Source organism: Hymenobacter segetis, assembly GCF_054776495.1.
Genome location: NZ_BAAHBV010000002.1, coordinates 716,447 through 739,147, shown reverse-complemented (window position 1 = coordinate 739,147; position 22,701 = coordinate 716,447). Strand labels below are relative to the sequence as shown.

Below are 22,701 nucleotides of genomic sequence, written 5' to 3'. Positions count from 1 at the left end.
CCTCCACTCAGCACGGCAGCCGCACCCGCACCCGTGTGCCCACCTTCGGCACCTCAATAACCACGCTGCCGCCCAGGTACGCCGCCCGGGTCCGCACGCCGCGCAGGCCAATGCCGGTGAGTGGCGTGTCCTCGCCCCGCCCGAAGCCGCGGCCGTCGTCTGACACGCACAGCTCCAGGGCGGTGGAGTGGCGGCGCAAGTACACCCGCACCTTGCGGGCCTGGGCGTGGCGCACGGCGTTGTTCACCAGCTCGGCCACAATACGGAAGGCGGCCGACTGCACGGCCGGCGGCAATTCATCGAGTCCGGGGCCGAAATCGGTGTGCACCTGCGGGCTACCGTGCAGGTTCAGCATGTCGCGCAGCGTGCTGATGGATGTGGTGAGGCGGTTGGTGACCGACTCGGCCGGCAGCAGCACATGGCTGAGCTGCCGCACCTGGTTGTAGAGCTCACCCAGAATTTCCTCGCTGAGCTGGCCCACGGCGGCGGCAGCGGGGGCCGATGCCAGGGCGGCGCGCACGGCCTCGCTTTGCCAGGCCATGTGCAGGGCGGCCAGGTTGGGGCCGAGGGCATCGTGCAGCTCGCGGGCCAGCTGCTCGCGCTCATCGTCCTGCGCCGCGATGAGGCGGGCGCTGTGGGCATTGCGCTGGCGCAGGTGCTGCACGCGCAGCCGGGCATTGTGGCGCAGCGTGTGCCGGAAGCGGCCGGTGAGCAGCGCGCTCAATATCAGCAGTTCAAGCAGCAGGCCCCAGGCCAGCGGGTTGGGGTAGATGGGGTTGAAGCTGGTAAATCCCAGATGATTGAGCCAGAAGATGCCGTAGCCGATAAAAAAGAACAGATACGTGAGGGCGTAGTAGGCCGCCAGCCGCTGCCAGCGCCGGTGCCGGAGCAGCGTTATCAGCACCACCCAGCCGTAGCCGAACACCAGCACCATCAGCAGCTCGCGCGCCCAGTTCAGCGCTTCTACGGTGGACAGGCTGTGGCGCACGGCCCACGGAAACAGGCCGGCATAGCCCGCCACAAACACCACGGCCGTGCCCGCCAGCCAGTTGCCGGCCCGGTATAGACGCGGCCAGGCAATGCGCAGCCGCAGGAACAATTGCATGATGCGAATGCCCGCTGCTGCTGCCAGCAGCATAAAATTGTATTGCCCCACCGACCACAGCAGCCGGTACGGCCCGGCCGGCAGCAACATGGCGTCCAGCCCGTCCTCCATCATCAAAAACAGCGTCACGGCCAGCACGTAGGCCACATACCACAGGTGAATGCGGTCGCGCAGAAACGCATACAGCACCAGGTTGAACAAGGCACTGCTCAGGTAAAAGCCCAGCAGCCACACCCAGTGCCGCTCAAACGGAAAGCCCATTTCCCAGGCCAGGAAATGCTCGGTGGTTTCGATGTAGGTGGGCAGGTAGATGCCGCCGGTGTGGGCGTCCACGCGCAGGTAGAGCACGGCGGCTTCGCCGGGCTCCAGCGCAAAGGGGAAGCTGAGCGAGCGGGCCGGAAAAGCCCGCTCAGCGGCCGGCACCCAGGAGCTGGCCTCGCCCAGGCGGGTAAACTTTGCCTCGCCCGCCCGCCGGCAATACAGCGCCGCGCTGTCGGTGAAATTGAAAATGCTCCACAGGAAGCGCAGGCGCTGGGGCTCGGTGTTGCGCACGGGCAGCCGCATCCACACGCGGCGGTGCAGCATGCCCAGGTTGAGCGGCTCGTGCCAGGGGCCGGGCCGGAACCGGCCGGCGCGCCACGCGGCTTCGGCGCGCTCGGGGTCGGGTGCTGAGCCGAAGGGCTCGGTGTAGTAGCGGTAGGCTTCCGAGATGTGCGCGCCCTTGGGGTCCTTCAGTAGCAGCGTGTCGCGCAGGACGTGCGGTGGCGCGGGCTGGGCGGCTCCCGGCCTCCACCAGCACAGCAGAAACGCCATGAATAGACAAAACCGCATAGGCCGATGCTAAAGACTGCTGAAGCGGCAAATAACAATTAATTCATTTATAAATTCATTTTTTATAAGAAAGAAAAACCGTGCTATTCCAACTGGTTCGGTCTAGGCCTGCACCCGGCCCCCGTGCAGCGTTTGCGAGAGCCGCTGGAGCTTCTCCTCCAGCTCCCGGGCCGCCAGCTCACACACAGCTTCGATTTTGGAGAACAGGACGTGCACCTGGGCCACGGTTTCGGCGCTGCCATCATCGCTGGGCTCGTTGGCAATCAGGATGGCGGCCAGCGCTTGCAGGTCCTTGGCATTATCCTCAAACTCCGGGTTGATGCCCATGGTAGCAAACGTGGGAATGATGGAATGCGTGGCCAATTTCAGGGCGCGCCATTTATTATCCTCAATGGCCTTTTTCATGGTTTGCACCAGCTGCGGAATTTCCTGGAGATAGAGGTAAATCATCTCGGCCATGCGCGAATCGCTCTTGGTGATGCGACGCAGGTAATCGAAATTGACGCAGGTAATCATGGGCTGCGGCTCGGGCTCCACGTGGCCCGGCTCGATGGCCGGCTTGTTGTAGCCTGAGCTTTTCAGGTACTTGATGATTTTGCTGTAGAGCAGCTTGTCGTCGATGGGTTTGGAGATGTAGTCGTTCATGCCCACGGCCTTACATTTCTCCACGTCCACGGTGGTCACGTCGGCCGTGAGGGCGATGATGGGCACCTTGGAATGCAGCTGCGTGCGGATGTATTCGGTGGCGTCAAATCCGTTCATCACGGGCATCTGTAAGTCCATCAGTACGATGTCGAAATGCGTGGTGCGCATCTTGTCGATGGCAATCTGCCCGTTGCCGGCCACTTCCATCTCGAAGCCGAAATCTTCCAGCAAGGTCTTCATCAGCAGCTGGTTGAGGGCAATGTCTTCCACCACCAGGATTTTCACGTTTTTGAAACCATCTTCCAGCTCCACGGTCAGGTTGGATTCCGCGTCGGCCTTTTCCAGCGTTTTATTAAAGCTCAGAATGAAGCTGAACGTGGAGCCCTTGCCCACCTTGCTCTTCACGTTGATGGTGCCCCCTTGCGGCTCCACCAGGTTTTTCACGATGGCCAGGCCCAGGCCCGTGCCGCCGAACAAGCGGCTGGTGCCGCTGGTGGCCTGTTGAAAATTGTCGAACACCGTGCCCAGCTTCGACTGCTCGATGCCGATGCCGGTATCGGTCACGGCGAACTCCAGGATGACCTTTTCGGCATCCTGTACCAGCATCCGCACGCCCACCGTGATGCTGCCTTCGCTGGTGAATTTCACCGCGTTGCTCACCAGGTTCAGGATAATCTGGTGCAGGCGCACGGGGTCGCCCACCAGCACTTCCGGGATTTTCTCGTCGTATTCCATCACCAGTTCCAGGTTTTTTTCCTGGATTTTGGTTTCGAACAAGTGCACCATGGCCGATACCGAGGCCGAGAGCTTGAACGGAATCTGCTCAAACGTCATGCGGCCCGCGTCCACCTTAGCCAGGTCCAAAATGTCGTTAATCAGCACAATCAGCGTGTCGCCGCTCAGCTTGATGGCCGTCAGGTATTCCTGCTGCTTGTCGGTAAGCTCCGTTTTCAGCACCACCTTCGTGAAGCCGATGATGGCATTCATCGGGGTGCGGATTTCGTGGCTCATGTTGCTGAGAAATTGCTGTTTGGCCTTCACGGCGTCTTCGGCAATCTGGGTAGCGCTTTCGGCCTTGGCCTGGGCTTCCTCGGCCAGCACGGTGGCGCGCTCGGCCGCGATTTTGGCCTCCGTCAGCTCCGTAGCGATGCGCTTCTGGTCGGTCACGTCGCGGGCCACAATCACCACGCCCAGCACGTGCCCTTCGTCGTTTTTATACACCGAGCCGTTGAACAGCACGTCGGTCAGCTTGCCATCCTTGTGCCGCAGCGTGAGCGGCGAGTCGGCCACCGTGCCCTTGGCAAATACCTCCTGGTACACCTCCCGCGCCATCTGCGGCTCGGTGAAGTAGGCGAAGAAATCGGACCCCAGCAGCTGCTCCCGCGCAATGCCGGTGATGTACATCGTGGCCGAGTTCATGTCCGTAATCTTGCCCTCCGGGCTGATGGTCACCAGCGGGTCGCGGCTGGCCTCAATCAGGCTGCGGGCGTAGTTGGCAATGCGCAGCTCGGCAGCCCGCTTCACCTTCTCATCGTTCTGAAACGCCAGCTCTTTATTGGCAATCACCAGCTCGGCCGCCCGCTTTTCCTTCTCGTCGTTCTGAAACGCCAGCTCGATGTTGGCAATGCTCAACTCCTGCGCCCGCTTTTCCTTCTCGTCGTTCTGGAACGCCAGCTCGGTATTGGCCACACTCAGTTCCTGCGCCCGCTTCTCCTTCTCGTCGTTCTGGAAGGCCAGCTCGGTATTCGCCACGCTCAGCTCCTGCGCGCGCTTCTCCTTCTCGTCGTTTTGGAAAGCCAGCTCCGTATTGGCGATGCCCAATTCCTGCGCCCGTTTTTCCTTTTCGTCGTTTTGGAAGGCTAACTCGATGTTAGCAATGCCCAACTCGGCGGCGCGCTTTTCCTTCTCATCATTCTGGAAAGCCAGTTCGGTATTGGCCACGCTCAATTCCTGGGCGCGTTTCTCCTTTTCATCGTTCTGGAACGCCAGTTCGGTGTTGGCAATGCTCAGCTCCTGGGCACGCTTTTCCTTTTCGTTGTTTTGAAACGCCAGCTCTTCGTTGGCTACGCTCAGCTCCTGGGCGCGTTTTTCTTTCTCATCATTCTGGAAAGCGAGCTCCTCATTGGCAATGCTTAACTCGGCCGCGCGCTTCTCCTTCTCGTCATTTTGGAAGGCCAGCTCGGTGTTGGCTACGCCCAGCTCCTGGGCCCGCTTTTCCTTCTCGTCGTTCTGAAACGCCAGCTCCTTGTTGGCAATCACCAGCTCGGCGGCGCGCTTTTCCTTCTCGTCATTCTGAAACGCCAATTCCTCGTTGGCAATGCTCAGCTCGTCGGCCCGCTTTTCCTTCTCGTTGTGCTGGAAGGCAATTTCTTTATTGGCAATGCCCAGCTCCGTGGCCCAGTTTTTTTCGGCCACCTCGCGGGCCACCAGCACACCGCCCAGCACCAGGCCGTGGTCGTCCTTGTTCACCGTCCCGTCGAGCAGCACCTCCGTCGGTGCGCCATTGGCGTGCAGCAGCGTGCAGGCCACGTTGGTAACCGTGCCGGTAGCCAGCACCTGCCGGTACATGTGCTCCACCACGGCCGGCTCGGCGAAATAGGCAAAGAAGCTGGAGCCCATCAGCGCGTCGCGGTTCACACCGGTACTGTTGACCGCCGCCTCGTTGGTGTCGATAATGTTGCCCTTCAGGTCAACGGTGACCAGTAAATCCTGGCTGGCTTCCATCAGCCGGCGGTAACGTTTTTCGCTTTCCTTCATGGGAGTGTTGGACTAGCCCGGAAGGCAAGTTTTTGCTTGATTTATAATGGCGTGGGCCAGTTTGACAGCAAAGCAAAAAAGCGTCCACATACTGAAAAACCCGGTATACCGCAGGTAGCTATAAGCTAAATACTAAATAATTGTTTTTCAGAAAAATAGCTGTATGCAAGGTACGGCTTTTTGCCCAAGTGCTGGCCGTTGTTACCGTTGCTCGAGCACCATAGCCCTGGTAGTTATCTAGTTCGGGAAACAGAGTTAAACGCAAGCAGGCAATCCAAGCGGGTTGAAACGATACCTTGCTACGCCAGAAAGCCCACTTGGATGACCAGGTGGGCTTTCTCATGCTTATTCTCAAAGGCTACTTCGCCGCCGTGCCATCGGGCTTGAGCGTGCGGCCCAGCCACTCAAAAAACACCCGCTGCCAGAGCACCGAGTTCTGCGGCTTCATCACCCAGTGCCCCTCGTTGGGCAGGTACAGAAACCGGCTCGGAATGCCGCGCAATTGCGCCGTGCCGAAGGCCTCCATCGCCTGCCCCTCGGGCACCCGGAAATCCTTGCCGCCCGTGATGACCAGAATGGGCGTGTCCCATTTGCCGGCGAACTGCTGGGGGTTGAATTCCTGGTAGGATTTATTTGGCGTGGCATCCCAGGGCGCACCGCCCATGTCGTGTTTGGCAAAGAACATTTCCTCGGTGCTGGGGTACCAGCTGGTGAGGTTGTAGAGGCCGTCGTGGGCAATGAAGGTCTTGAAACGGCCCTCATGGTGGCCGGCCAGGTAGTACACCGAGTAGCCGCCGTAGCTGGCCCCCACGCAGCCGCGCCGGTCCTTGTCAACGTAGCTTTCCTTGCTCACCGCATCAATCGCTGAGAGGTAATCCTTAATCGGCTGGCCGCCCCAGTCGCCCGAAATCGCATCGTTCCACTCCCGCCCGAAGCCGGGCAGCCCGCGCCGATTGGGCGCTACGATGATGTAGCCGTTGGCTGCCATCAGCTGGAAATTCCAGCGGTAGCTCTGGCTCTGGGTAATGGGCGACTGCGGCCCGCCCTGGCAGTAGAGCAGCGTGGGGTACTTCTTGGCGGGGTCGAAATCGGGCGGGCAAATCACGTACACCTGCATCTGCTTGCCGTCGGTGGTGGTCACGCGGCGGTCCTCCACCTTGCCCATTTTGATGCCCGCCAGCTCCTGCTGGTTGATGGTGGTGAGCGGCGTTTCCTTACCCGTTTTCAAGTCGAGCCGCACGATATCAGCGAAGGCCGAAAGGGTGGTGCGGTTGGCCACGGCCTGGTCCTTGCCCACCAGCTCAAACGCGTTGTAGTTCTGCGCACCAGTGGTAATCTGGCGGATTTTACCGCCCTTGCCCGGCACCGAGAACAGCTGCTCGGCACCCGTCACCACGGCCATGAAATAGATGGTTTTGCCATCGGCGCTCCAGCGCACGTTGGCCGCGCTCAGCTCCGAGCCCTTGGTGATGTCGACGCGCTTTTTGCTGGCGAAATCGTAGACCACAATGCCGTTACGGTCCGATTCGAAGCCGGGCGTGGCCATGCTCAGCCAGGCCACTTGCTTGCCGTCGGGGGCGAAGGCGGGCTCGGTGTCATAGCCGCCCAGACCCTCGCTCAGGTTCACGGTTTTCTGGTCGTGAATGTCGTAGAGGTAGATGTCGGAATTCGTGCTTTCGGCCTCGGCGCGCCCCGTCAGCTTGCGGCTGGTGTAGGCAATGCGGTAGCCATCGGGCGAGAAAGCCAGTTGCTCCGAGCCGCCATCAGGCATCAGCGGGGAGTCGAATTTTTCGCCTGCCATTACGTCCTTGCCGTATCCTTCTGGCTTGCCGTCAGCATTAATTGGCTGGAAGAAAACGTGGCTGGCGAGGTGGTCGTCCCACACGTTCCAGTGGCGGTAGTTCAGGTCGTCGATGATTTTGGCGTCGGCCTTGGGCAGGTCCGGGAACATATCGAGCGTGGTCGGGCTCGATTTTACGTCCTGCGTGTAGAGGATGAAATTGGCCTTTGGCGCGTATTTCAAATTGCTCAGGCCCTGGTCGGGGAAGTCGCTGAGCTTGGCTTTGCCGCTGCCGTCGGCACTCATTACGTAGAGCTGGTCGGTGCCGCTTTCACCTGAAATAAAGGTCAGCTTGCCATCGGGCCGCCAGTTCAGGGTGTTTTCCGAGCCGGGCGTATCGGTGATTTTCTTCGGCGTACCACCGGCCACCGGCACCGTCCAGATGTCGGCATTGCCCTTGTTCTCGGCTAGGTTGTATTTGGTCACGGTGTAGGCCACGGTCTTGCCATCGGGCGATACCTGCATTTCGCCCAGCCGGCCCAACTGCCACAGCTTTTCGGGGGTGAGCACGGAGGATGGGGGAGGGGTTTGGGCGGCTGCCGCGAGTGGGAGCAAAGCCAGCGCGCTAAGAAAGAGCTTGTTCATGCCCGAAAATTACGGACTGCCGGCACATGGCACGCGAACGGGCTGACAGAGTTAATATATGTAATGCGATATTTAATGACTACGTTTATACTAATCCATTTGCCCTGAACGTGCTATGAAATCAACCTTCCTCCGCCGGTTCCTGCCCGCCAGCCTGTTATTGGCCGTAGCCTTGCTGCTGCTTACCGCTTCGGCCCGTGCCCAGCAGCCCGCTAGCCCCGCGCCTGCCAAGCGCAGTCTGCCGCCCATCCCCGGCCTCGGCCCCGACCCTGTTTTGCCCGCCAACCCCACTGCCGCCCAGCAGGCCGCCTACAACCGCGAAATGGCCGAGCGCACCCGCCAGCGCTGGAACTACCTGCTCACCGATTCGCTGATGCGCGCCCGGGTGCTCAACGAGCAGCCCAACGCCCTGCTGGTCGAAACCGTGAAAAACCTCAAGCCCGGCACCGCCCTCGATGCCGACATGGGCGAGGGCCGCAACGCCATTTATCTGGCCCAGCACGGCTGGCAGGTAACGGGGGCCGACGTAGCTGAAAAAGCCCTCGATTATGCCCAAAAACGCGCCGCCAAGTTGGGCGTAAAAATCACCACCGAAGTAGCCGACATGGCCAAATATGACTGGGGGACCAATAAATGGGACCTCATCGTGCTGAGCTACGCTGGCGGCCGCGACTACGCCGCCCGCATCATGCGCGCCCTGAAGCCTGGCGGCCTAGTCGTGCTCGAAGCCTTCCACATGGACGCCACCGAGAAGCTGCAGGTAGTAGGTGGCGACTACCGTGTGTTTTTTAAGACCAACGAATTGCCAAAATTATATACCGCCGCCGGCCTCAAAATAGTGCGCTACGAAGAGCCAATTGGCACCGCCGACTTCACCAAGCAGCAACTGCGGCTAGTGAAAATGGTGGCCCAAAAGCCGCTTTAGCCAACCGCAAATTCAAAGAAAAACCTCCCACAATCGTTTGCAGGAGGTTTTTCTTTTGTAGGGTGACAGCCACTTGGTGTCGTCGAAACGGACCAAGAAGTCAAATATCGGCCTTTTTACGGCCTGAGCCGCCAGGTTGCTTCCCGCCGCCATCGTTTTTGTTCACCGTGGCCCAGGCGCGGGCCTCGGCTTCTTTTTCCGAAAGGCCTTTCTTCTCGTAGCTTTCCTCGATGTGCTCGGCCTGACGCTTCTGCTTGTCGGTGTACTTCGATTTATCTCCCTGAGGCATGGCTGTAGTGAAATAAAAATGGAAAGAACACGGCCCGTAGTGCCGGGCCACCGGGTTTTTTACGCACGGAGCAGGAGGGGAGTTAGGCCGAGCTTACTACCTTCGTGCCCGGTTCCGGCCATTTTCTTTTCTATGCGCCACGTCGCCGACATCCCCCATCCCGCCGTCAAAATCACGCTCCTGGCCTGGAACGGCAAGTTTCTGCTGAAACTGGAGCAGGGCAACCTGGAGCAGACCTATAAAGTGGCCGAACTCGACCTGCTCACCGGCTCCGATGCCGAGGTTCGGGAGTTGCTGGATGATGAGTTCCTGGCCGCCGCCATTGCCCGTTTCCAGGCCATGCGCGACGATTTACAGGCCGCCTTCGACCGCCACGAGCTGCGCTAACCGCTGATTTCAACCACTCCGACTTATGTCTAAAATTTACTTTCTGCTGCTGATGCTGGCCGGCCTGCTTTCGGCCGCTCCGGCCTCGGCCCAGCTCTACGACGTGCGCCCCGGCGACGTGAACTACAACAAAAAGCCCCGCGCCGCTCTCAAAGTGCAGGTCGATGGCAAGGCCACCGACGTGCGCGAGTTTTTCCAGGACTGGATGAAGAGCAGCTACAACGTGAAATTCAAGACCGGCGGTGTGCTGGGCATGGGCAAAAGCGACGTGCTGGTGGCCCGCCAAACCCCCGCCAGCACCATTTCCGGCAAGCTCGTAGACCTTTACGCCACCATCATCGCGCCGTCGGATTCGGTGGCCGAAGTGGCCATTTTCGGGGGCTTCGATGACAACACCTTCTTCGACCCCAGCAGCACCAAGGCCGAGTACGACGCCCTGCGCGCTGTGGCCCAGAACTTCGCCGGTGCCGCCCGCCTCAAGGCCTACCGCGACATGATTGCCGAAGCCGAGAAGAAACTCAAAGCCACCGAAAAAGAGAAAGACCGCCTCGAAAAAGAGCAGGCTGCCCTCAAAACCAACACCGCCGCCAACCTGGCCCGCATTGAGGAGCTGAAGAAAAAGAACGCCGAAAACCTGCTGCAATCGCGCACCGATTCGGCCTCGCAAACCAAAAACAACAAGCTGCTCGACGAAAGCCGCCTGCGCCTGCAACGCCGCCGCGACCGCCTCTCAGCCCTCGACCGCAAAAACTAGCCCCGCCGCCGGCCGTACTCTGGTCATGGACAACCCCAATTCGCCCCTCGACACCCTCCGCCAGCTCAAGGAAATGCTGGATTCCGGGGCCATCACGCCCACCGAGTTCGAAGCCCTGAAGCAGCGGTTGGTGTTCACCGCGCCCGCTGCGCCCACGGCTCCGGTTACTCCTGAATCCATCGCTCCCGAGCCAGTAGTGCCACCCACGCCAGTCGTGTTCGACCGCCCGCCCGTGGCCTCAGAGCCCGTTTTGCCGCTTGCCGAAGAGCTGCCCGAACCCGCTCCCGTCTATTTCACGGCCGGTCCCGAGCCGCTACCTGAGCCACTGCTGCTGCCACTGTCCGAACCCGAGCACGAACCCGCTTGGCGAACCCGCGACGAGTTTCCGCCCTTGGCCGAAGAGCCCGCCCGCAACCCGCTGGCCCTGATTTTTGCCATTGGCGGCGTGCTCGCGTTTCTGGCGGTAGTGCTGTATCTGAACCTGAACCGGCCGCCGTCGGAACACATTTCCAGCACCAGTCAGACGGCCGCCGACTCCGTTTCTACCACCATCGAAACCGGCCCCCAGGCCGAGCCGTTGCCCAGCACCGTAGCCGCCCCCGAAACCGTGCGCGTGGCCCCCGCGCATCCCGCGCCGGTCATTCAGCCCCGCACCGCGCCCACGCGTTCCGATTCTGCTGAAACTGCGCCGCCAGCTGCCTCAGATTCGGCTGCGCGCCAATAAACCAGCTGTTTTTACGGGGGAGCTTACCCAATCTGCCTCAACGTAAAATCAAAAAAGCCGCTCCTGACTAAGGAGCGGCTTTTTTGTGCCTTTATAGAATAGCAATAATTGTTTTTACAGCATTGCAATGGGCTGAATCTTCACGCCAGGCTGAAAAATATCGTATTTCTCACTGGGGTGGGTCAGTACGTCCATGCAGTGGTGGTGGCGGCGGTTCATGGTGTCATGAATAGTGTACACGCCGTCGAGTTTGGGGGAGATGCCGCGCACGCGCACCTTATCGCCAAAGTTGAAAGGGCCGCCCCAGGGCTTCAGCAAGTCGCGCGACAGAGCCATCCAGCGCTTTTTGCTCCCGTAATGCGGTTTAATGCGAGAATTATCGGCTGTGATAAACGGCTCGCTGTCCGTTTGGCCGGGTACCGCCTGGTAGGCGGTGGCCGTCACCGTATAAGTGAGGGCGTGGGTGGCCAGTTTCTTGGCCTTGGCAACGTGCCGCAGCATCGTTCGGTGCGGTATCAGAAACTCCTTGAGTCCCTTGGCTTCGGCAGCGGGGGCGCTCCGAAATAGCGGCGTAGTCAGGGCCGCAGCAGCAATAAGTAGGTCGGCTAATAACTTAACATTGTTCATCCAAATGATATTCGTCCACCCGCCAAAATGCCCGGCGGTATAGGCCCTGTCCGGGCTTGAAAAACGGACAGAAAGTTATTAACGGTTTGATTAGTAGATAAGTTCTGATAAATAAGAATGTGCAATTCGGAAATAGCCTGACGGTGCGTGAGGGTATTATATAGTAAAAAGTTTATATAAAACAGACTCCTTTTAGTACCATCCGCACCCGCGTTTTATCGCTGGCCGTGTCGGCAAGCTGGACCATCATCGCCCGGCTTGCGTAGAAATAAACCCGGCCATCCTGCTGTTTTTTCGATAAATTGACCAGCCAAGTCAACGTGCGGGCCAAATAAGTTGAATGCAATTGGGTTGATTATCAGGAAAATTTGCATACCCGAATGTAGGTTTTTGCCTGTGCCAGAAGCATCTTACTTTTACGCGGCCTTACCTAAGCTGAATTCCCAATGGACTCTTATTCCTATATCGCCAACGCCGACGCGGCGGCCATCGAAACCCTGTATCAGGCGTACCAGCAGAACCCGGAATCGGTGGATTTCGGCTGGCGCAAGTTTTTTGAAGGGTTTGACTTCTCGCAGCAGTTCCCCGAAGGCGCACCCGTAGTGCCCGGCGCGGCCACCAATGGCGCACCCGCCGCTACTAACGGAGCGGCTAAAGCGGCCCCTGCCGCCCCCCAGGCCGATGATTATGGCGTACTCAACACCTCCGCCTCGACTAACAACGCGCCCGCCGGCCTGGCCAGCGGCGAAGTGGCTGCCGACAAGGAAACGGCCGTGCGCAACCTCATCCACGCCTACCGCAGCCGCGGTCACCTCCGCGCCAAAACCAACCCGGTACGCGAGCGCAAGGACCGCAAGCCCCGCCTCGACCTCGCCGATTTCGGCTTGGGCGAAGCCGATTTGGACACCGTGTTCCGCAACGGCGAAGTGCTGGGCCTCGGCGGCCAGGCCAAACTGCGCGACATCGTGGCGGCGCTGGAGAAGATTTACACTGGGGCCATCGGCTTCGAGTACATGTACATCCGCGACCCGCAGGTGCTGGACTGGTTCCGTGAGAAAGTAGAGCACGACTCACTGGCCTTCAACCCCGGCGTGGAGTACAAAAAGCGCATTCTGAAGAAGCTAAACGAAGCCGTGGTATTCGAGAACTTCCTGCATACCAAATTCTTGGGGCAGAAACGCTTCTCGCTCGAAGGCGGCGAAACGACCATTCCCGCGCTGGATGCCATCATCGGCAAGGGCGCAGAGCTGGGCGTGAAAGAGGTGATGATTGGCATGGCCCACCGCGGCCGTCTCAACGTGCTGGCCAACATCATGGGCAAGACCTACGAGCAGATTTTCTCGGAGTTTGAAGGTACGGCCGTACCCGACCTGACCATGGGCGACGGCGACGTGAAGTACCACATGGGCTACAGCTCGGAGGTAGAAACCAGCACCGGCCAGAAAGTCAACCTGAAACTGGCCCCCAACCCCTCGCACCTTGAAGCGGTGAACCCGGTGGTGGAAGGCTTCGTGCGCGCCAAAATCGAGCACCAATATGGCGGTGATTACCACCAGATTCTGCCCATTCTCATCCACGGCGATGCGGCGCTGGCTGGCCAGGGGATTGGCTACGAGCTGACCCAGATGTCGCTTCTGGAAGGCTACAAAACGGGTGGCACGATTCATTTCGTGATTAACAACCAGGTTGGCTTCACGACGGATTTTGAGGATGCCCGCTCGTCGATTTACTCGACGGACTTAGCCAAAATCATCGATGCGCCGGTGGTACACGTGAACGGCGACAATCCTGAGGCGGTGGTATTTGCCGTGCAGCTGGCCACCGAATACCGCCAGCAGTTCCACGCCGATATCTTTATCGATATGGTGTGCTACCGCCGCCACGGCCACAACGAGTCGGACGAGCCCAAATTCACCCAGCCCACGCTCTACAACCTCATCTCGAAGCACCAGAACCCGCGCGAGGTGTACAACACCATGCTGGTGGAGCGCGGCGACGTGGATGCCGAGCTGGCCAACCAGATGGACCGCGAATTCCGCGATATGCTCCAGGCCCGCCTGGATATGGTGAAGCAGAAAGCCCTTCCTTATAAGTACCAGGCCCTCGAAAACGAGTGGCGCAGCCTGCGCCGCAGCACGCCGGAGGATTTCGAGCAGTCGCCCGAAACCGGTATTTCGGCCGAAACGGTGGAGAAAGTGGCTAAGGCCCTGACTACGATTCCGGACGGCTTCAAGCCCATCAAGCAGATTGATAACCTGCTGAAGGAGCGCCGCAAGATGTTCTACGAAACCCGCATGCTGAACTGGGCTGCCGGCGAATTGCTGGCCTACGGCTCGCTGCTGAGCGAGAAGCACATTGTGCGCGTGAGCGGCCAGGACGTGCAGCGCGGCACGTTCTCGCACCGCCACGCGGTGCTGCACGATGCCGAAACGTCGGCCCCGTACAACTCGCTCAACTTCATGGAGGGCGACAATGAGAAGCTGAGCATCTACAATTCGCTGCTGAGCGAGTACGCGGTGCTGGGCTTTGAATTCGGCTACGGCATGGCCAACCCCACGGCCCTGGTGATTTGGGAAGCGCAGTTCGGCGACTTCGCCAACGGTGCCCAGACCATGATTGACCAGTTTGTGGTGAGCTCCGAGAGCAAGTGGCAGCGCATGAACGGCCTCGTGATGCAGCTGCCCCACGGCTACGAAGGCCAGGGCCCCGAGCACTCCAACGCCCGCCCCGAGCGGTTCCTGCAACTCGCGGCCGAGAACAACATTGTGGTGGCCAACATCACCACGCCGGCCAACTTCTTCCACGCCCTGCGCCGCCAGCTCACCTGGAGCTTCCGCAAGCCGCTGGTGGTGATGTCGCCGAAATCGATGCTGCGCCACCCGCTGTGCGTGTCGCCGGTGGAGGAGTTCACCAGCGGCCGTTTTCGCGAGGTGCTGGGCGACGACTTTGCCGAGGCCAAAAAGGTGAAGCGTGTGCTGCTGTGCTCGGGCAAGGTCTATTACGACCTGCTGGACGAGCAGCGTGCTTCCGACCGCAAGGACGTGGCCATCGTGCGCATGGAGCAGTTGCACCCCTTCCCCAAAAAGCAGCTCGATGCCGAGCTGGCCAAATACCCCAAAGCCAAGCTGTACTGGGTGCAGGAAGAGCCCGAAAACATGGGCTACTGGAACTTCATGCTGCGCTACATGCGCCGCGAGCTGGAGGACGTGATTTCGCGCAAGCCCTCGGCCTCGCCAGCCACCGGCTACAACAAAATCCACGTTAAGGAGCAGAAAGACCTTGTGGCCCGCGCCTTCGACAAGCCCAAAGAGGCTGTGGCCGATGCCAACATCAAAGCCACGGTAGAAGTAGCCAAGAAGGAGGAATAGCCGGTGTAGCGCATGCTTTAGCTTGCGCCCGCCGACCCCCTGCGCTGCTTATTTCACATCAACATCAGAAGAAACTACACTTTCCCACGCCACCCTAGTTTATGGCCCTCGAAATCAAAATTCCCGCCGTTGGCGAATCCATCACCGAAGTCACCATTGCCAAGTGGCTCAAGAAAGACGGCGAGGCCGTGAAGCGCGACGAGGTGATTGCCGAGCTTGAATCGGACAAAGCCACGTTTGAGCTGCCCGCCGAAGCCGATGGCGTCCTGAAAATCCGCGTAGCCGAGGGCGAAACCATCGGTATCGGCACCGTGATTGCTGATTTGGATGGCGCTGCTGCGGGTGCTGCCCCGGCTCCGGCCGCCGCTGCGCCCGCCCCGGCCGCCGCCAGCGCCCCGGCTGCTGACCCCATCAACAAAGGCGAGGAAAACCCCGCCGCCAGCGACCAGGCCGGCTACGGTGGCACGCCGGCAGGTGGTGCCGCAACGGCTGCTCCGGCCGCCGCTCCCGCCGCTGGCGGTGGCTCGGTAGAGATGAAAATTCCCACCGTGGGCGAATCCATCACGGAAGTGACGGTGGCCAAGTGGCTGAAGGAAGACGGTGCCCAGGTGAGCCGCGACGAGGTGATTGCCGAGCTGGAATCGGACAAAGCCACGTTTGAGCTGCCCGCCGAAGCGGCCGGTACTCTGCGCCACGCCGTGAAGGAAGGCGAAACCATCAGCATCGGTGCCGTGATTGCGCGCATCGAAGGCGGTAGCGGCGCTTCGGCTGCTCCGGCTCCGGCGGCTGCTCCTGCAGCTTCTGCTGCGGCTCCCGTGGCGGCGCTGGCTTCCGCCCCCGCTGCTGGCGGTGCTGCCACTTATGCTACCGGCGTGCCCTCGCCGGCTGCTGGTAAGATTCTCGATGAGAAAGGCATTGCCGCTAGCAACGTAGCCGGTACTGGTCGCGATGGTCGCATCACTAAGGAAGATGCCCAGAATGCGCAGGCCAAGCCCGCCGCTCCGGTAGCTGCTCCAGTTGCATCTGCACCCGCTGCTACTGCTCCGACCGCCGCACCCGCTGCCGGTGGCAGCCGCGAAGTGCGCCGCGAGCGCATGAGCAACCTACGCAAAACGGTGGCCCGCCGCCTGGTATCGGTGAAAAACGAAACTGCTATGCTCACCACCTTCAACGAGGTGAACATGCAGCCCATCATGGACCTGCGCGCCAAGTTCAAAGACCAGTTCAAGGCCAAGAATGGCGTGGGCCTGGGCTTCATGTCCTTCTTCACGAAGGCCGTGTGCGTGGCCCTGCAGGAGTGGCCCTCGGTGAATGCGCAGATTGACGGCACGGACATCGTGTTCAACAATTTCTGCGACATCAGCATCGCTGTATCGGCTCCGAAAGGCCTGGTAGTGCCCGTAATTCGCAACGCCGAGCAACTCTCGTTCGATGGCATCGAGAAGGAAGTGGTGCGCCTGGCCGGCCTGGCCCGCGACAACAAGCTCACCATCGAGCAGATGACCGGTGGCACGTTCACGCTCACCAACGGCGGCATTTTCGGCTCCATGCTCAGCACGCCGATTATTAACGCGCCGCAGTCGGCCATCCTGGGCATGCACAACATCATCCAGCGCCCCATCGCCGAAAACGGCCAAGTCGTGATTCGCCCCATGATGTACCTCGCCCTGAGCTACGACCACCGCATCATCGACGGCCGCGAGTCGGTTTCGTTCCTGGTGCGCGTGAAGGAATTGCTCGAAGACCCGACTCGTCTCTTACTGGGAGTGTAATTCCAGATTTAGGATTTTTTAAATGCCAATTCCCGTTATGGGAATTGGCATTTTTGCTTTATAGTCGTTGAAACTAGCGAAATGCACGATAAAACGGATTTGTGGCCCGTTAAATAAAAATGAGTAATTGATTTATTCCGGGGTGTATTATATTTGAGCCTGATTTAGGAAGCTCTATCGATACGTCATGGGAAAATTTATTACGCCGGTTTGCCAGAATTGCCCTAATAGCAAGGGGCCGCTGATGGGGTGCTGTCAGCTGGAGGAATTAGATTTTATTGCCGGCAGCAAAGTGTCGCAGAGTTATCAGAAGGGCCAGCGCATTTTCTATGAAGGCAGCCCGGCGCTGGGGCTGCACTGCGTGAATCAGGGCAAAATCAAGGTAACCAAAGCCAGCGGCGAGGGCAAGGAGCAAATCGTGCAGCTGGCCAAGGGCGGCGACGTGCTAGGCTTCCAGTCGGTGCTCACCGAAACCCGGTATTCAACGTCAGCCGTGGCCCTCGAAGACTGCGTGGTATGCTTCATTCCGCGGGCCGATTTTTTCCGGGTATGGCAATCCAACGTGCAGTTTTCCACGTCGTTGATGCAAATGATGGCCCGGGCTCTGGGCGCGGCCGAAGTGCAGATGCTGCACTTGGCCTACAAGCCGGTGCGCGAGCGCCTGGCCGGTGCCCTGCTGTTGCTGGCCCGCACCTTTCGCAAGGGCGATGACGCGGCGCATTTCAGTATGTCCATCTCGCGTGAAGACCTGGCCTCCCTAGTGGGCACGGCCAAGGAAACGGCCATCCGGTTGCTTTCGGAGTTCAAAGAAGCCGGCATTATTGCTTCGCGTGGCAGCGAAGTCACTATCCTGAATATTGGCGAGTTGAGCCAGATAGCTGCGCTATATGATTGATTGTTAAGATGAGAAGCGGACGTAATTAGCCGACTTTTTAATCCTGAATACATAGTTTGGCCGAAGCCCAGCGGAGCTCCACTTAGTTAAGTGGGACTCCGCTGGGCTTTGCTGATTTTTGGGGAATTTAGCTGCACTGTGTTATTGGTTTAATTATGTTTTGTATTAAGTCGAAAGAATGATAATGTTAACCTAAATCATAACCAAAAATGACGTAGGTCATTTTTAATAGGGGGTGGGATGGAGGAGCTTTGTAATAGATAATAGGCCGTGATAATTAATCATAAAGGCCGGTTAACGTGTTTTATAAGTTAGTTAATCCCCCAGCTTAACCGGATGAATACCCTGGCTTTTTCCACTGAGTTGCCCGCAGAACGCGCCGGTAGCAAGGCCAGAATTGTCTGGGGTGATACGCCGACAACAGCTGGTGTATCAGTTTCGGTGATAGAAAAAGTGATAAAAAGTGTATCGGCTTAGCTGCCGGCTTTGATTACCGTGGCGGTGATGGAAGTAACCACGGGCGCGTGCCTAGCGCACCGGAGCCATTCGCGCAGCTTTAGGGCGGCTACAGTGGCGGCTCACAACGCCGAAACTGTGCGCCAGCAGCAGCTGGCCATGGCGGCCCTGAAGATGCGCGGCGAGCGGCTGGAAGACATTCTGATTCCCTTTCGCAAGCAGCTGCACCTCATTCGGCTGGCCAAAAACGGGCAGTGGTTTGGCTACCTCGCCGTGAAAGTGCAGGATACCAGCCTGGCGCTGGCCCGCGAAATTCTGAAATCGATAATTCCTTGACTAGCAAATTTTAATCAATCCCAACCCAACCTTTTTTTCTTATTGATAATGGCTTACTCAACCAATTCCCCCGCCGGCAAAGTAGTACAGAGCGTGATGGACGACCTGCCCGGCCTGGTGGCCATTGCCGTGGTCGACATCACCTCGGGCATGGCCCTAGCTTCGCACACCAACTCGCCGACCCTCAACCCCGAAACGGCCGCTGCTTATAATACCGAAGTGGTGAAGCAGAAGCAGAAAGCCATGTCGGCCCTCAAACTCAGCGGCGAGAACATCGAGGACATCCTCATCACCCTCACCAACCAACTGCACCTGATTAAGCTGGCCCACAACGGCACCAAGTTTATCTACTTGGTGGTGAACTCGCGCGAAACCAATCTGGCCATTGCCCGCGAAGTGCTGCGCGCCAGCGCCGACCAACTTAACTAAGGAGGTCCTGAATACGAGGCTTGGCAGCGGGCCGGGCCGGGGCCACGCCGAATACTATGAAAATTCCCTTTCTCAAGCATTTACAGCGCTTGACGGGGCCGGTGGCCAATGAAGTAGAGCTGGCGGCGGGGCCGGCCAATGGCCCCATTGAGCAGGCCATGCAACACCTGCTGGCCGAGCTGCCCGACCTGCTGATGGCGGCCGTGGTGGAAGTGGCAACCGGCAAGCCCTTGGCCACCTACACCACGGCCCGCGAGCTGCGCCCGGCGGCTGTGGCCGGCTTCAATGCCGAAGCGGTGCGGCAGGTGCAGGCCTCGCTGGCGGCCCAGGGCGCGGCGCACGAAAGCCTGGAAGAAATGCTGTTTACGCTGCCCTCGCAGCTGCATTTGCTGGGGGTGGTGCCCAGCGGGCGGGTATTTGTGTACCTGGCCGTGGACTGCCGGGATACCAACCTGGGCATTGCCCGGGCCGTGATGCGCGGCGGCATGGCTCGGGCCGAGCCCGCCGAAGCGGAGTAGTAAGGCCCGTGGCTGGCCGGTTAAGCCACAAATCTACTTTTCACCCTTTTTTTCTCAACCCCCATGAAGCTTACCGCTACTCCCTTCGACCCGCAGACCGGCGAACTGCTGCCGGTGTATCGCGACGCCTACCTGCGCGGCGACCTCGCCCGGTCTTCGGCCCGCGCCGTGGAAGACTACCTGCGCAAAGATGCCACGCAGGCCCACAGCACCGTGACGCGCTGGCACGAAATGACCACCCAGGAGGCCGATGCCGCCGCCCCCACCAATTGGGTGCAGAAGCAGATGCTGTTTATCCGGGAGCAGCCCCAGCGGTTCCGCCGCCGGGCCCTGACCATGGTGACCGGCGCCGCGCTGGTGGCCGGCGTGTCGATGGCCGGCACCCGCCTGCCCTCGCACGAGGCCGTGGTGCTGCCCACCACCTCAGTTACTACCCTGGCTAACCTGGAAACCGCCAGTGCCGCCGCCGCCGAAGCCAGCGCCACGCGCATGGTCACGGTATCGGGCCGCATTCTGAACGAGAGTGGCCAGCCGCTGGTGGGTGCTACCGTGCTGCGCAAAGGCACCCGCTTCGGGGCCAGCACCGATGCCAGCGGCAACTACGCCCTGCGCGTGCCCGCCGCCGAAGCCGCTTCGGCCACGCTGCAATACGGCTACGCCGGCTATCAGGACCAGGAAGTGCAGGCCGGCACCGCCGCCCAGCACGGCGTGACCCTGCAGCCCCGCGCCACCAAGCGCAAGCACTGGCTGTTTTTCTAATTCATTGTTTGTTAGTTGTCTATCCGGGTTATCCTAAGTGAAAGCAAGGACCTACCGAAAGCACGTTGCGAATAAGCTCCAAGAATCTTCTTTATCCACTTCTCCTTCCCCCTCAGCCAACATGGCCTATTCTAATAACACCGCTGCCGGCAAGGCAGTTGAAGCAATTATCAACGATTTGCCCAGCTTGGTGGCTGTGGCCGTAGTCGACATCACCTCGGGCATGGCGCTGGCTTCGCATTCGAACTCGCCGAGCATCAATCCCGAAACGGCCGCTGCCTACAACACCGAAGTGGTGAAGCAAAAGCAAAAAGCCATGTCGGCCCTGAAACTGACCGGGGAAAAAATCGAGGATATTCTCATTACGCTTACCAACCAGTCGCACCTGCTCAAGCTGAACTCGGCTGGCAACAAATTCATCTACCTGGTGGTGAACTCGCGCGAAACCAACCTGGCCATCGCCCGCGAGGTACTGCGCACGCACGTTGACGAAATCAACTAAGCGCCACTCGCTGCTTTTCAAAAAGGCCCGTCCGGTATTGGATGGGCCTTTTTTGTGGGCTGTGGTGGCCTTTGATTGGGCAATTTCGTTAAGCTGAATTCATGCGATTTCGCCATTCTCCTGCCTGATGAAAAGAAAGCCCCAAGCCCCAGCTCCTAAGCATCGTTCCGCTAAATTCTGGCCCGTGATGGGCTTCGCCACCATCGCCGGGATGCGCAGCATGAGCGCACCGGCCTTCCTCAGCCATTATTTCTCGCGGCAGCCGCATGCCGGCCTGGAGAGGTCGCCACTGCGTTTTTTGCAAAAGCCCGTGACTGCGCAAATTCTGAAGGCCCTGGCCGCTGGCGAAATGGTAATGGACAAGCTGCCCACCACGCCCAACCGCACGGCTCCGCCGGTGCTACTGGGCCGGCTGCTTTCGGGTGCGCTGGTGGGGGCGGCCTGGTATAAGTCGCGCCACGGCAGCGCCCTGAGTGGCGGCGTGCTGGGCGGTTTGGCCGCCGTGGCTGCCACGTTTGTGAGCTACGCGCTGCGCACGGGCATCAGCCAGCAGACGGATACGCCCATCGCGCTGGTGGGCGTGGGCGAGGATGCGTTAGTGGTGGGCGGCGGCGCGGCGCTGTTGCGCGGCGTGCAGCCCGCGCACGGCGAATGGCGGCCGCTGTAAAACTCTAGCCGCCGAGCAGCGACAGCGGGTTGGGCGTCATGCGGTGCTCGAACATGGCCCCGATGTTTTGGGCTTTGGTTTTGGCCTCGTCGGCTTTGGGGCCGAGGAAAAGGGCATCGACGGTGGCGGTGAACAGCGCCAGCCACCGCTGGAAGTGGGCTGATTGGATGGGCAGCGGGAAATGCCGGGCCATGGGTCGCCCTTTGTAGCGGCTGGTGCCCAGCAGCACGCTGCTCCAGAAATCGTACATCTTGGGCAAATGGGCCTGCCAGTCCACCTGCGCCACGTCGTGGAAGATGGGCCGCAGTAGGTCGTCGGCATCGACGCGGGCGTAGAAAGCATCGACCAACTGAATGATATCGGCTTCGTTATGCAGGTCGGGGAGGAGGGGCATGATAGTGCTTTTTAGAGCGGTGCTCAGTATACGATGTAGGGGCGGGGCCTGCCCCCGCCCGGACGCTCGCACCGTTGCAACGATTCCGTTCAATGACGGGCGGGGGCAGGCCCCGCCCCTACTTTCCGGCCGCCCAGCAGCACCAGCGCTACAGCCAGCACGATGAGCGCCGCGCCGCCCAGCATCTCAGGGTTCAGGCTTTCGCCAGCGAAGGCCCAGCCCAGCAGCACCGCCACCACCGGATTCACGAAAGCATACGTGCCCGCCAGAGCCGGCTCCACGGCCCGTAGCAGCCAGATGTAGGCCGTGAATGCCACAATGGAGCCGAACGTGACCAGATAAACATACGCCACCCACGACTTGGTGGTGACCTGCGCCAGCGTGAAGCCATCGGCCTCGCCCCGCACGAAGCCCACGATGAGCATGGCCACGCCGCCGCACAGCATCTGTATGCCGCCCGAGGCGAAGGGCGACGGCGCGGGCTGGTGGTTCTTGGCGTAGAGCGAGCCGATGGACCACACCAGTGAGGCCAGCAGCACGATGCCCATGCCCAGGCCCTGGTGCCCCGGTTCCTTCACGGCCGTGGCCGTGGGGTGGGCGGCCAGCAGGTACATGCCCGTCATGCCCGCGCCCAGCCCCAGCGCCACCCACTTGGTGGGCCGGGCCGAAATGCCGCTCAGCCACCCCAGCACCGCCAGAAACATGGGCACCGTGGCCACTAGCAGCGCTGTGATACCGCTGGGCAGGTACATCACCCCCAGCGTGGTGCCGCCGTTGCCAAACCCCAGCAAGCACACGCCGATAAACACCGCATAGCCCCAGCCGCGCAGGGTGGGCGCGGGCTCGCCCCGCCAGCGCATGAAGCCGTAGAGCAGCCCGCCCGCCATCGCGTAGCGCGTGCCGGCCATGAGCAGCGGCGGCATGCTGGCCACGGCAAATTTCATCACCAGATAAGTGGAGCCCCATATGAGGTAAACCAGCGCAAAGGCCGTGAACAACGCAGCCCGTGAAGGCGCGGCGGTAGAAGAAGAGTCAGACATAAAATCACGAAGAACTGCCGCAAAATTACGCCCGACTTGTAGCGCGAAGGCCAGCGCAGCTAAAGTTCGCGCCACGGAAACGCCGGCCTTGCGCCT

Annotated in this window: 21 protein-coding genes; 14 read left to right on the top strand and 7 right to left on the bottom strand. The window is 60.1% G+C overall.

All coding sequences use genetic code 11. The features are described from left to right. Nucleotides 1–7: 7 nt before the first annotated feature. From ACYU70_RS13620 to ACYU70_RS13610, 3 genes are all read right to left on the bottom strand, one after another. The gene (locus ACYU70_RS13620; protein WP_460616023.1) at nt 8–1,936 is read right to left on the bottom strand and encodes a sensor histidine kinase; all 1,929 of its coding nucleotides are present in this window, start codon (nt 1,934–1,936) and stop codon (nt 8–10) included. Nucleotides 1,937–2,038: 102 nt separating this feature from the next. Further along, nucleotides 2,039–5,338 (bottom strand): PAS domain S-box protein, encoded by a 3,300-nt coding sequence (locus tag ACYU70_RS13615; protein WP_342300876.1) that lies wholly within the window; start codon nt 5,336–5,338, stop codon nt 2,039–2,041. Between the two features lie 358 nt (nt 5,339–5,696). Continuing rightward, entirely contained in the window at nt 5,697–7,763 is a 2,067-nt protein-coding gene (locus tag ACYU70_RS13610) for an alpha/beta hydrolase family protein (protein WP_460616022.1), read from the bottom strand. Between the two features lie 115 nt (nt 7,764–7,878). On the opposite strand from ACYU70_RS13610, the gene ACYU70_RS13605 reads away from it, so the two are divergent. Next, nucleotides 7,879–8,688 carry a class I SAM-dependent methyltransferase gene (locus tag ACYU70_RS13605; RefSeq protein ID WP_342301570.1) on the top strand — a complete coding sequence of 270 codons (810 nt, stop codon included), beginning with the start codon at nt 7,879–7,881 and terminating at the stop codon, nt 8,686–8,688. 100 nt (nt 8,689–8,788) lie between these two features. Here the strand turns inward: ACYU70_RS13605 and ACYU70_RS13600 are convergent, their stop codons facing one another. Continuing rightward, the gene (locus ACYU70_RS13600; protein WP_342301568.1) at nt 8,789–8,977 is read right to left on the bottom strand and encodes a hypothetical protein; all 189 of its coding nucleotides are present in this window, start codon (nt 8,975–8,977) and stop codon (nt 8,789–8,791) included. A gap of 132 nt (nt 8,978–9,109) precedes the next feature. Here ACYU70_RS13600 and ACYU70_RS13595 point away from each other — a divergent pair, with 132 nt between their 5' ends. Genes ACYU70_RS13595 through ACYU70_RS13585 form a run of 3 tightly spaced genes read left to right on the top strand, consistent with a single transcriptional unit; the run spans nt 9,110 to nt 10,842 of the window. After that, entirely contained in the window at nt 9,110–9,364 is a 255-nt protein-coding gene (locus ACYU70_RS13595) for a hypothetical protein (RefSeq protein ID WP_198075081.1), read from the top strand. Nucleotides 9,365–9,389: 25 nt separating this feature from the next. Next, entirely contained in the window at nt 9,390–10,118 is a 729-nt protein-coding gene (locus ACYU70_RS13590) for a hypothetical protein (RefSeq protein ID WP_342301564.1), read from the top strand. 25 nt (nt 10,119–10,143) lie between these two features. Next, the gene (locus tag ACYU70_RS13585; protein WP_342301563.1) at nt 10,144–10,842 is read left to right on the top strand and encodes an SHOCT domain-containing protein; all 699 of its coding nucleotides are present in this window, start codon (nt 10,144–10,146) and stop codon (nt 10,840–10,842) included. Nucleotides 10,843–10,956: 114 nt separating this feature from the next. Here ACYU70_RS13585 and ACYU70_RS13580 read toward each other — a convergent pair whose 3' ends face one another. Next, nucleotides 10,957–11,469: an RlpA-like double-psi beta-barrel domain-containing protein gene (locus ACYU70_RS13580; protein WP_342301561.1), complete on the bottom strand. Its 513-nt coding sequence runs from the start codon at nt 11,467–11,469 to the stop codon at nt 10,957–10,959. 446 nt (nt 11,470–11,915) lie between these two features. Here ACYU70_RS13580 and ACYU70_RS13575 point away from each other — a divergent pair, with 446 nt between their 5' ends. The 10 genes from ACYU70_RS13575 to ACYU70_RS13530 all read left to right on the top strand — a co-directional run bounded on the left by ACYU70_RS13575 (nt 11,916) and on the right by ACYU70_RS13530 (nt 21,171). Further along, nucleotides 11,916–14,837 (top strand): 2-oxoglutarate dehydrogenase E1 component, encoded by a 2,922-nt coding sequence (locus tag ACYU70_RS13575; protein ID WP_342301560.1) that lies wholly within the window; start codon nt 11,916–11,918, stop codon nt 14,835–14,837. 101 nt (nt 14,838–14,938) lie between these two features. Next, complete coding sequence (gene odhB, locus ACYU70_RS13570; protein WP_342301558.1) at nt 14,939–16,609, top strand: 2-oxoglutarate dehydrogenase complex dihydrolipoyllysine-residue succinyltransferase; 1,671 nt, start codon at nt 14,939–14,941, stop codon at nt 16,607–16,609. A gap of 292 nt (nt 16,610–16,901) precedes the next feature. Next, nucleotides 16,902–17,504, top strand: a complete 603-nt coding sequence (locus ACYU70_RS13565) for a Crp/Fnr family transcriptional regulator (RefSeq protein ID WP_342301556.1) — start codon at nt 16,902–16,904, stop codon at nt 17,502–17,504. 336 nt (nt 17,505–17,840) lie between these two features. Next, the gene (locus tag ACYU70_RS13560; RefSeq protein WP_342301554.1) at nt 17,841–17,981 is read left to right on the top strand and encodes a hypothetical protein; all 141 of its coding nucleotides are present in this window, start codon (nt 17,841–17,843) and stop codon (nt 17,979–17,981) included. Nucleotides 17,982–18,008: 27 nt separating this feature from the next. Beyond that, nucleotides 18,009–18,296, top strand: coding sequence for a hypothetical protein (locus ACYU70_RS13555; protein ID WP_342301552.1), 288 nt, complete (start codon nt 18,009–18,011; stop codon nt 18,294–18,296). A gap of 48 nt (nt 18,297–18,344) precedes the next feature. After that, a complete protein-coding gene (locus ACYU70_RS13550) occupies nt 18,345–18,725 on the top strand; it encodes a hypothetical protein (protein ID WP_342301550.1) in 381 nt (126 codons plus the stop codon). Nucleotides 18,726–18,781: 56 nt separating this feature from the next. Next, nucleotides 18,782–19,243 carry a hypothetical protein gene (locus ACYU70_RS13545; protein ID WP_342301549.1) on the top strand — a complete coding sequence of 154 codons (462 nt, stop codon included), beginning with the start codon at nt 18,782–18,784 and terminating at the stop codon, nt 19,241–19,243. Between the two features lie 63 nt (nt 19,244–19,306). Continuing rightward, complete coding sequence (locus tag ACYU70_RS13540; RefSeq protein WP_342298126.1) at nt 19,307–20,002, top strand: carboxypeptidase-like regulatory domain-containing protein; 696 nt, start codon at nt 19,307–19,309, stop codon at nt 20,000–20,002. A 121-nt stretch (nt 20,003–20,123) separates the two neighbouring features. After that, on the top strand, nt 20,124–20,504 hold the full coding sequence (locus ACYU70_RS13535) for a hypothetical protein (RefSeq protein WP_342298125.1): 381 nt from the start codon (nt 20,124–20,126) through the stop codon (nt 20,502–20,504). A gap of 127 nt (nt 20,505–20,631) precedes the next feature. After that, nucleotides 20,632–21,171: a DUF4126 family protein gene (locus tag ACYU70_RS13530; protein ID WP_342298123.1), complete on the top strand. Its 540-nt coding sequence runs from the start codon at nt 20,632–20,634 to the stop codon at nt 21,169–21,171. Between the two features lie 4 nt (nt 21,172–21,175). On the opposite strand, the gene ACYU70_RS13525 is transcribed toward ACYU70_RS13530, so the two are convergent. Together ACYU70_RS13525 and ACYU70_RS13520 are read right to left on the bottom strand one after the other, a co-directional pair. Next, complete coding sequence (locus ACYU70_RS13525) at nt 21,176–21,565, bottom strand: group III truncated hemoglobin (RefSeq protein WP_342298122.1); 390 nt, start codon at nt 21,563–21,565, stop codon at nt 21,176–21,178. A gap of 89 nt (nt 21,566–21,654) precedes the next feature. After that, the gene (locus ACYU70_RS13520; protein WP_342298120.1) at nt 21,655–22,605 is read right to left on the bottom strand and encodes an EamA family transporter; all 951 of its coding nucleotides are present in this window, start codon (nt 22,603–22,605) and stop codon (nt 21,655–21,657) included. Nucleotides 22,606–22,701: the final 96 nt, after the last annotated feature.

Bases quoted from the DNA above. Each gene is read 5' to 3' on its own strand.
- ACYU70_RS13610 (WP_460616022.1), bottom strand. From the start codon at position 7,763: ATGAACAAGCTCTTTCTTAGCGCGCTGGCTTTGCTCCCACTCGCGGCA.
- ACYU70_RS13595 (WP_198075081.1), top strand. From the start codon at position 9,110: ATGCGCCACGTCGCCGACATCCCCCATCCCGCCGTCAAAATCACGCTC.
- ACYU70_RS13520 (WP_342298120.1), bottom strand. From the start codon at position 22,605: ATGTCTGACTCTTCTTCTACCGCCGCGCCTTCACGGGCTGCGTTGTTC.
- ACYU70_RS13560 (WP_342301554.1), top strand. From the start codon at position 17,841: ATGAATACCCTGGCTTTTTCCACTGAGTTGCCCGCAGAACGCGCCGGT.
- ACYU70_RS13580 (WP_342301561.1), bottom strand. From the start codon at position 11,469: ATGAACAATGTTAAGTTATTAGCCGACCTACTTATTGCTGCTGCGGCC.
- ACYU70_RS13585 (WP_342301563.1), top strand. From the start codon at position 10,144: ATGGACAACCCCAATTCGCCCCTCGACACCCTCCGCCAGCTCAAGGAA.
- ACYU70_RS13525 (WP_342298122.1), bottom strand. From the start codon at position 21,565: ATGCCCCTCCTCCCCGACCTGCATAACGAAGCCGATATCATTCAGTTG.
- ACYU70_RS13540 (WP_342298126.1), top strand. From the start codon at position 19,307: ATGAAGCTTACCGCTACTCCCTTCGACCCGCAGACCGGCGAACTGCTG.
- ACYU70_RS13545 (WP_342301549.1), top strand. From the start codon at position 18,782: ATGAAAATTCCCTTTCTCAAGCATTTACAGCGCTTGACGGGGCCGGTG.
- ACYU70_RS13575 (WP_342301560.1), top strand. From the start codon at position 11,916: ATGGACTCTTATTCCTATATCGCCAACGCCGACGCGGCGGCCATCGAA.
- ACYU70_RS13530 (WP_342298123.1), top strand. From the start codon at position 20,632: ATGAAAAGAAAGCCCCAAGCCCCAGCTCCTAAGCATCGTTCCGCTAAA.
- ACYU70_RS13600 (WP_342301568.1), bottom strand. From the start codon at position 8,977: ATGCCTCAGGGAGATAAATCGAAGTACACCGACAAGCAGAAGCGTCAG.
- ACYU70_RS13535 (WP_342298125.1), top strand. From the start codon at position 20,124: ATGGCCTATTCTAATAACACCGCTGCCGGCAAGGCAGTTGAAGCAATT.
- ACYU70_RS13550 (WP_342301550.1), top strand. From the start codon at position 18,345: ATGGCTTACTCAACCAATTCCCCCGCCGGCAAAGTAGTACAGAGCGTG.
- ACYU70_RS13605 (WP_342301570.1), top strand. From the start codon at position 7,879: ATGAAATCAACCTTCCTCCGCCGGTTCCTGCCCGCCAGCCTGTTATTG.
- ACYU70_RS13555 (WP_342301552.1), top strand. From the start codon at position 18,009: ATGGAAGTAACCACGGGCGCGTGCCTAGCGCACCGGAGCCATTCGCGC.
- ACYU70_RS13615 (WP_342300876.1), bottom strand. From the start codon at position 5,338: ATGAAGGAAAGCGAAAAACGTTACCGCCGGCTGATGGAAGCCAGCCAG.
- ACYU70_RS13590 (WP_342301564.1), top strand. From the start codon at position 9,390: ATGTCTAAAATTTACTTTCTGCTGCTGATGCTGGCCGGCCTGCTTTCG.
- ACYU70_RS13620 (WP_460616023.1), bottom strand. From the start codon at position 1,936: ATGCGGTTTTGTCTATTCATGGCGTTTCTGCTGTGCTGGTGGAGGCCG.
- odhB (WP_342301558.1), top strand. From the start codon at position 14,939: ATGGCCCTCGAAATCAAAATTCCCGCCGTTGGCGAATCCATCACCGAA.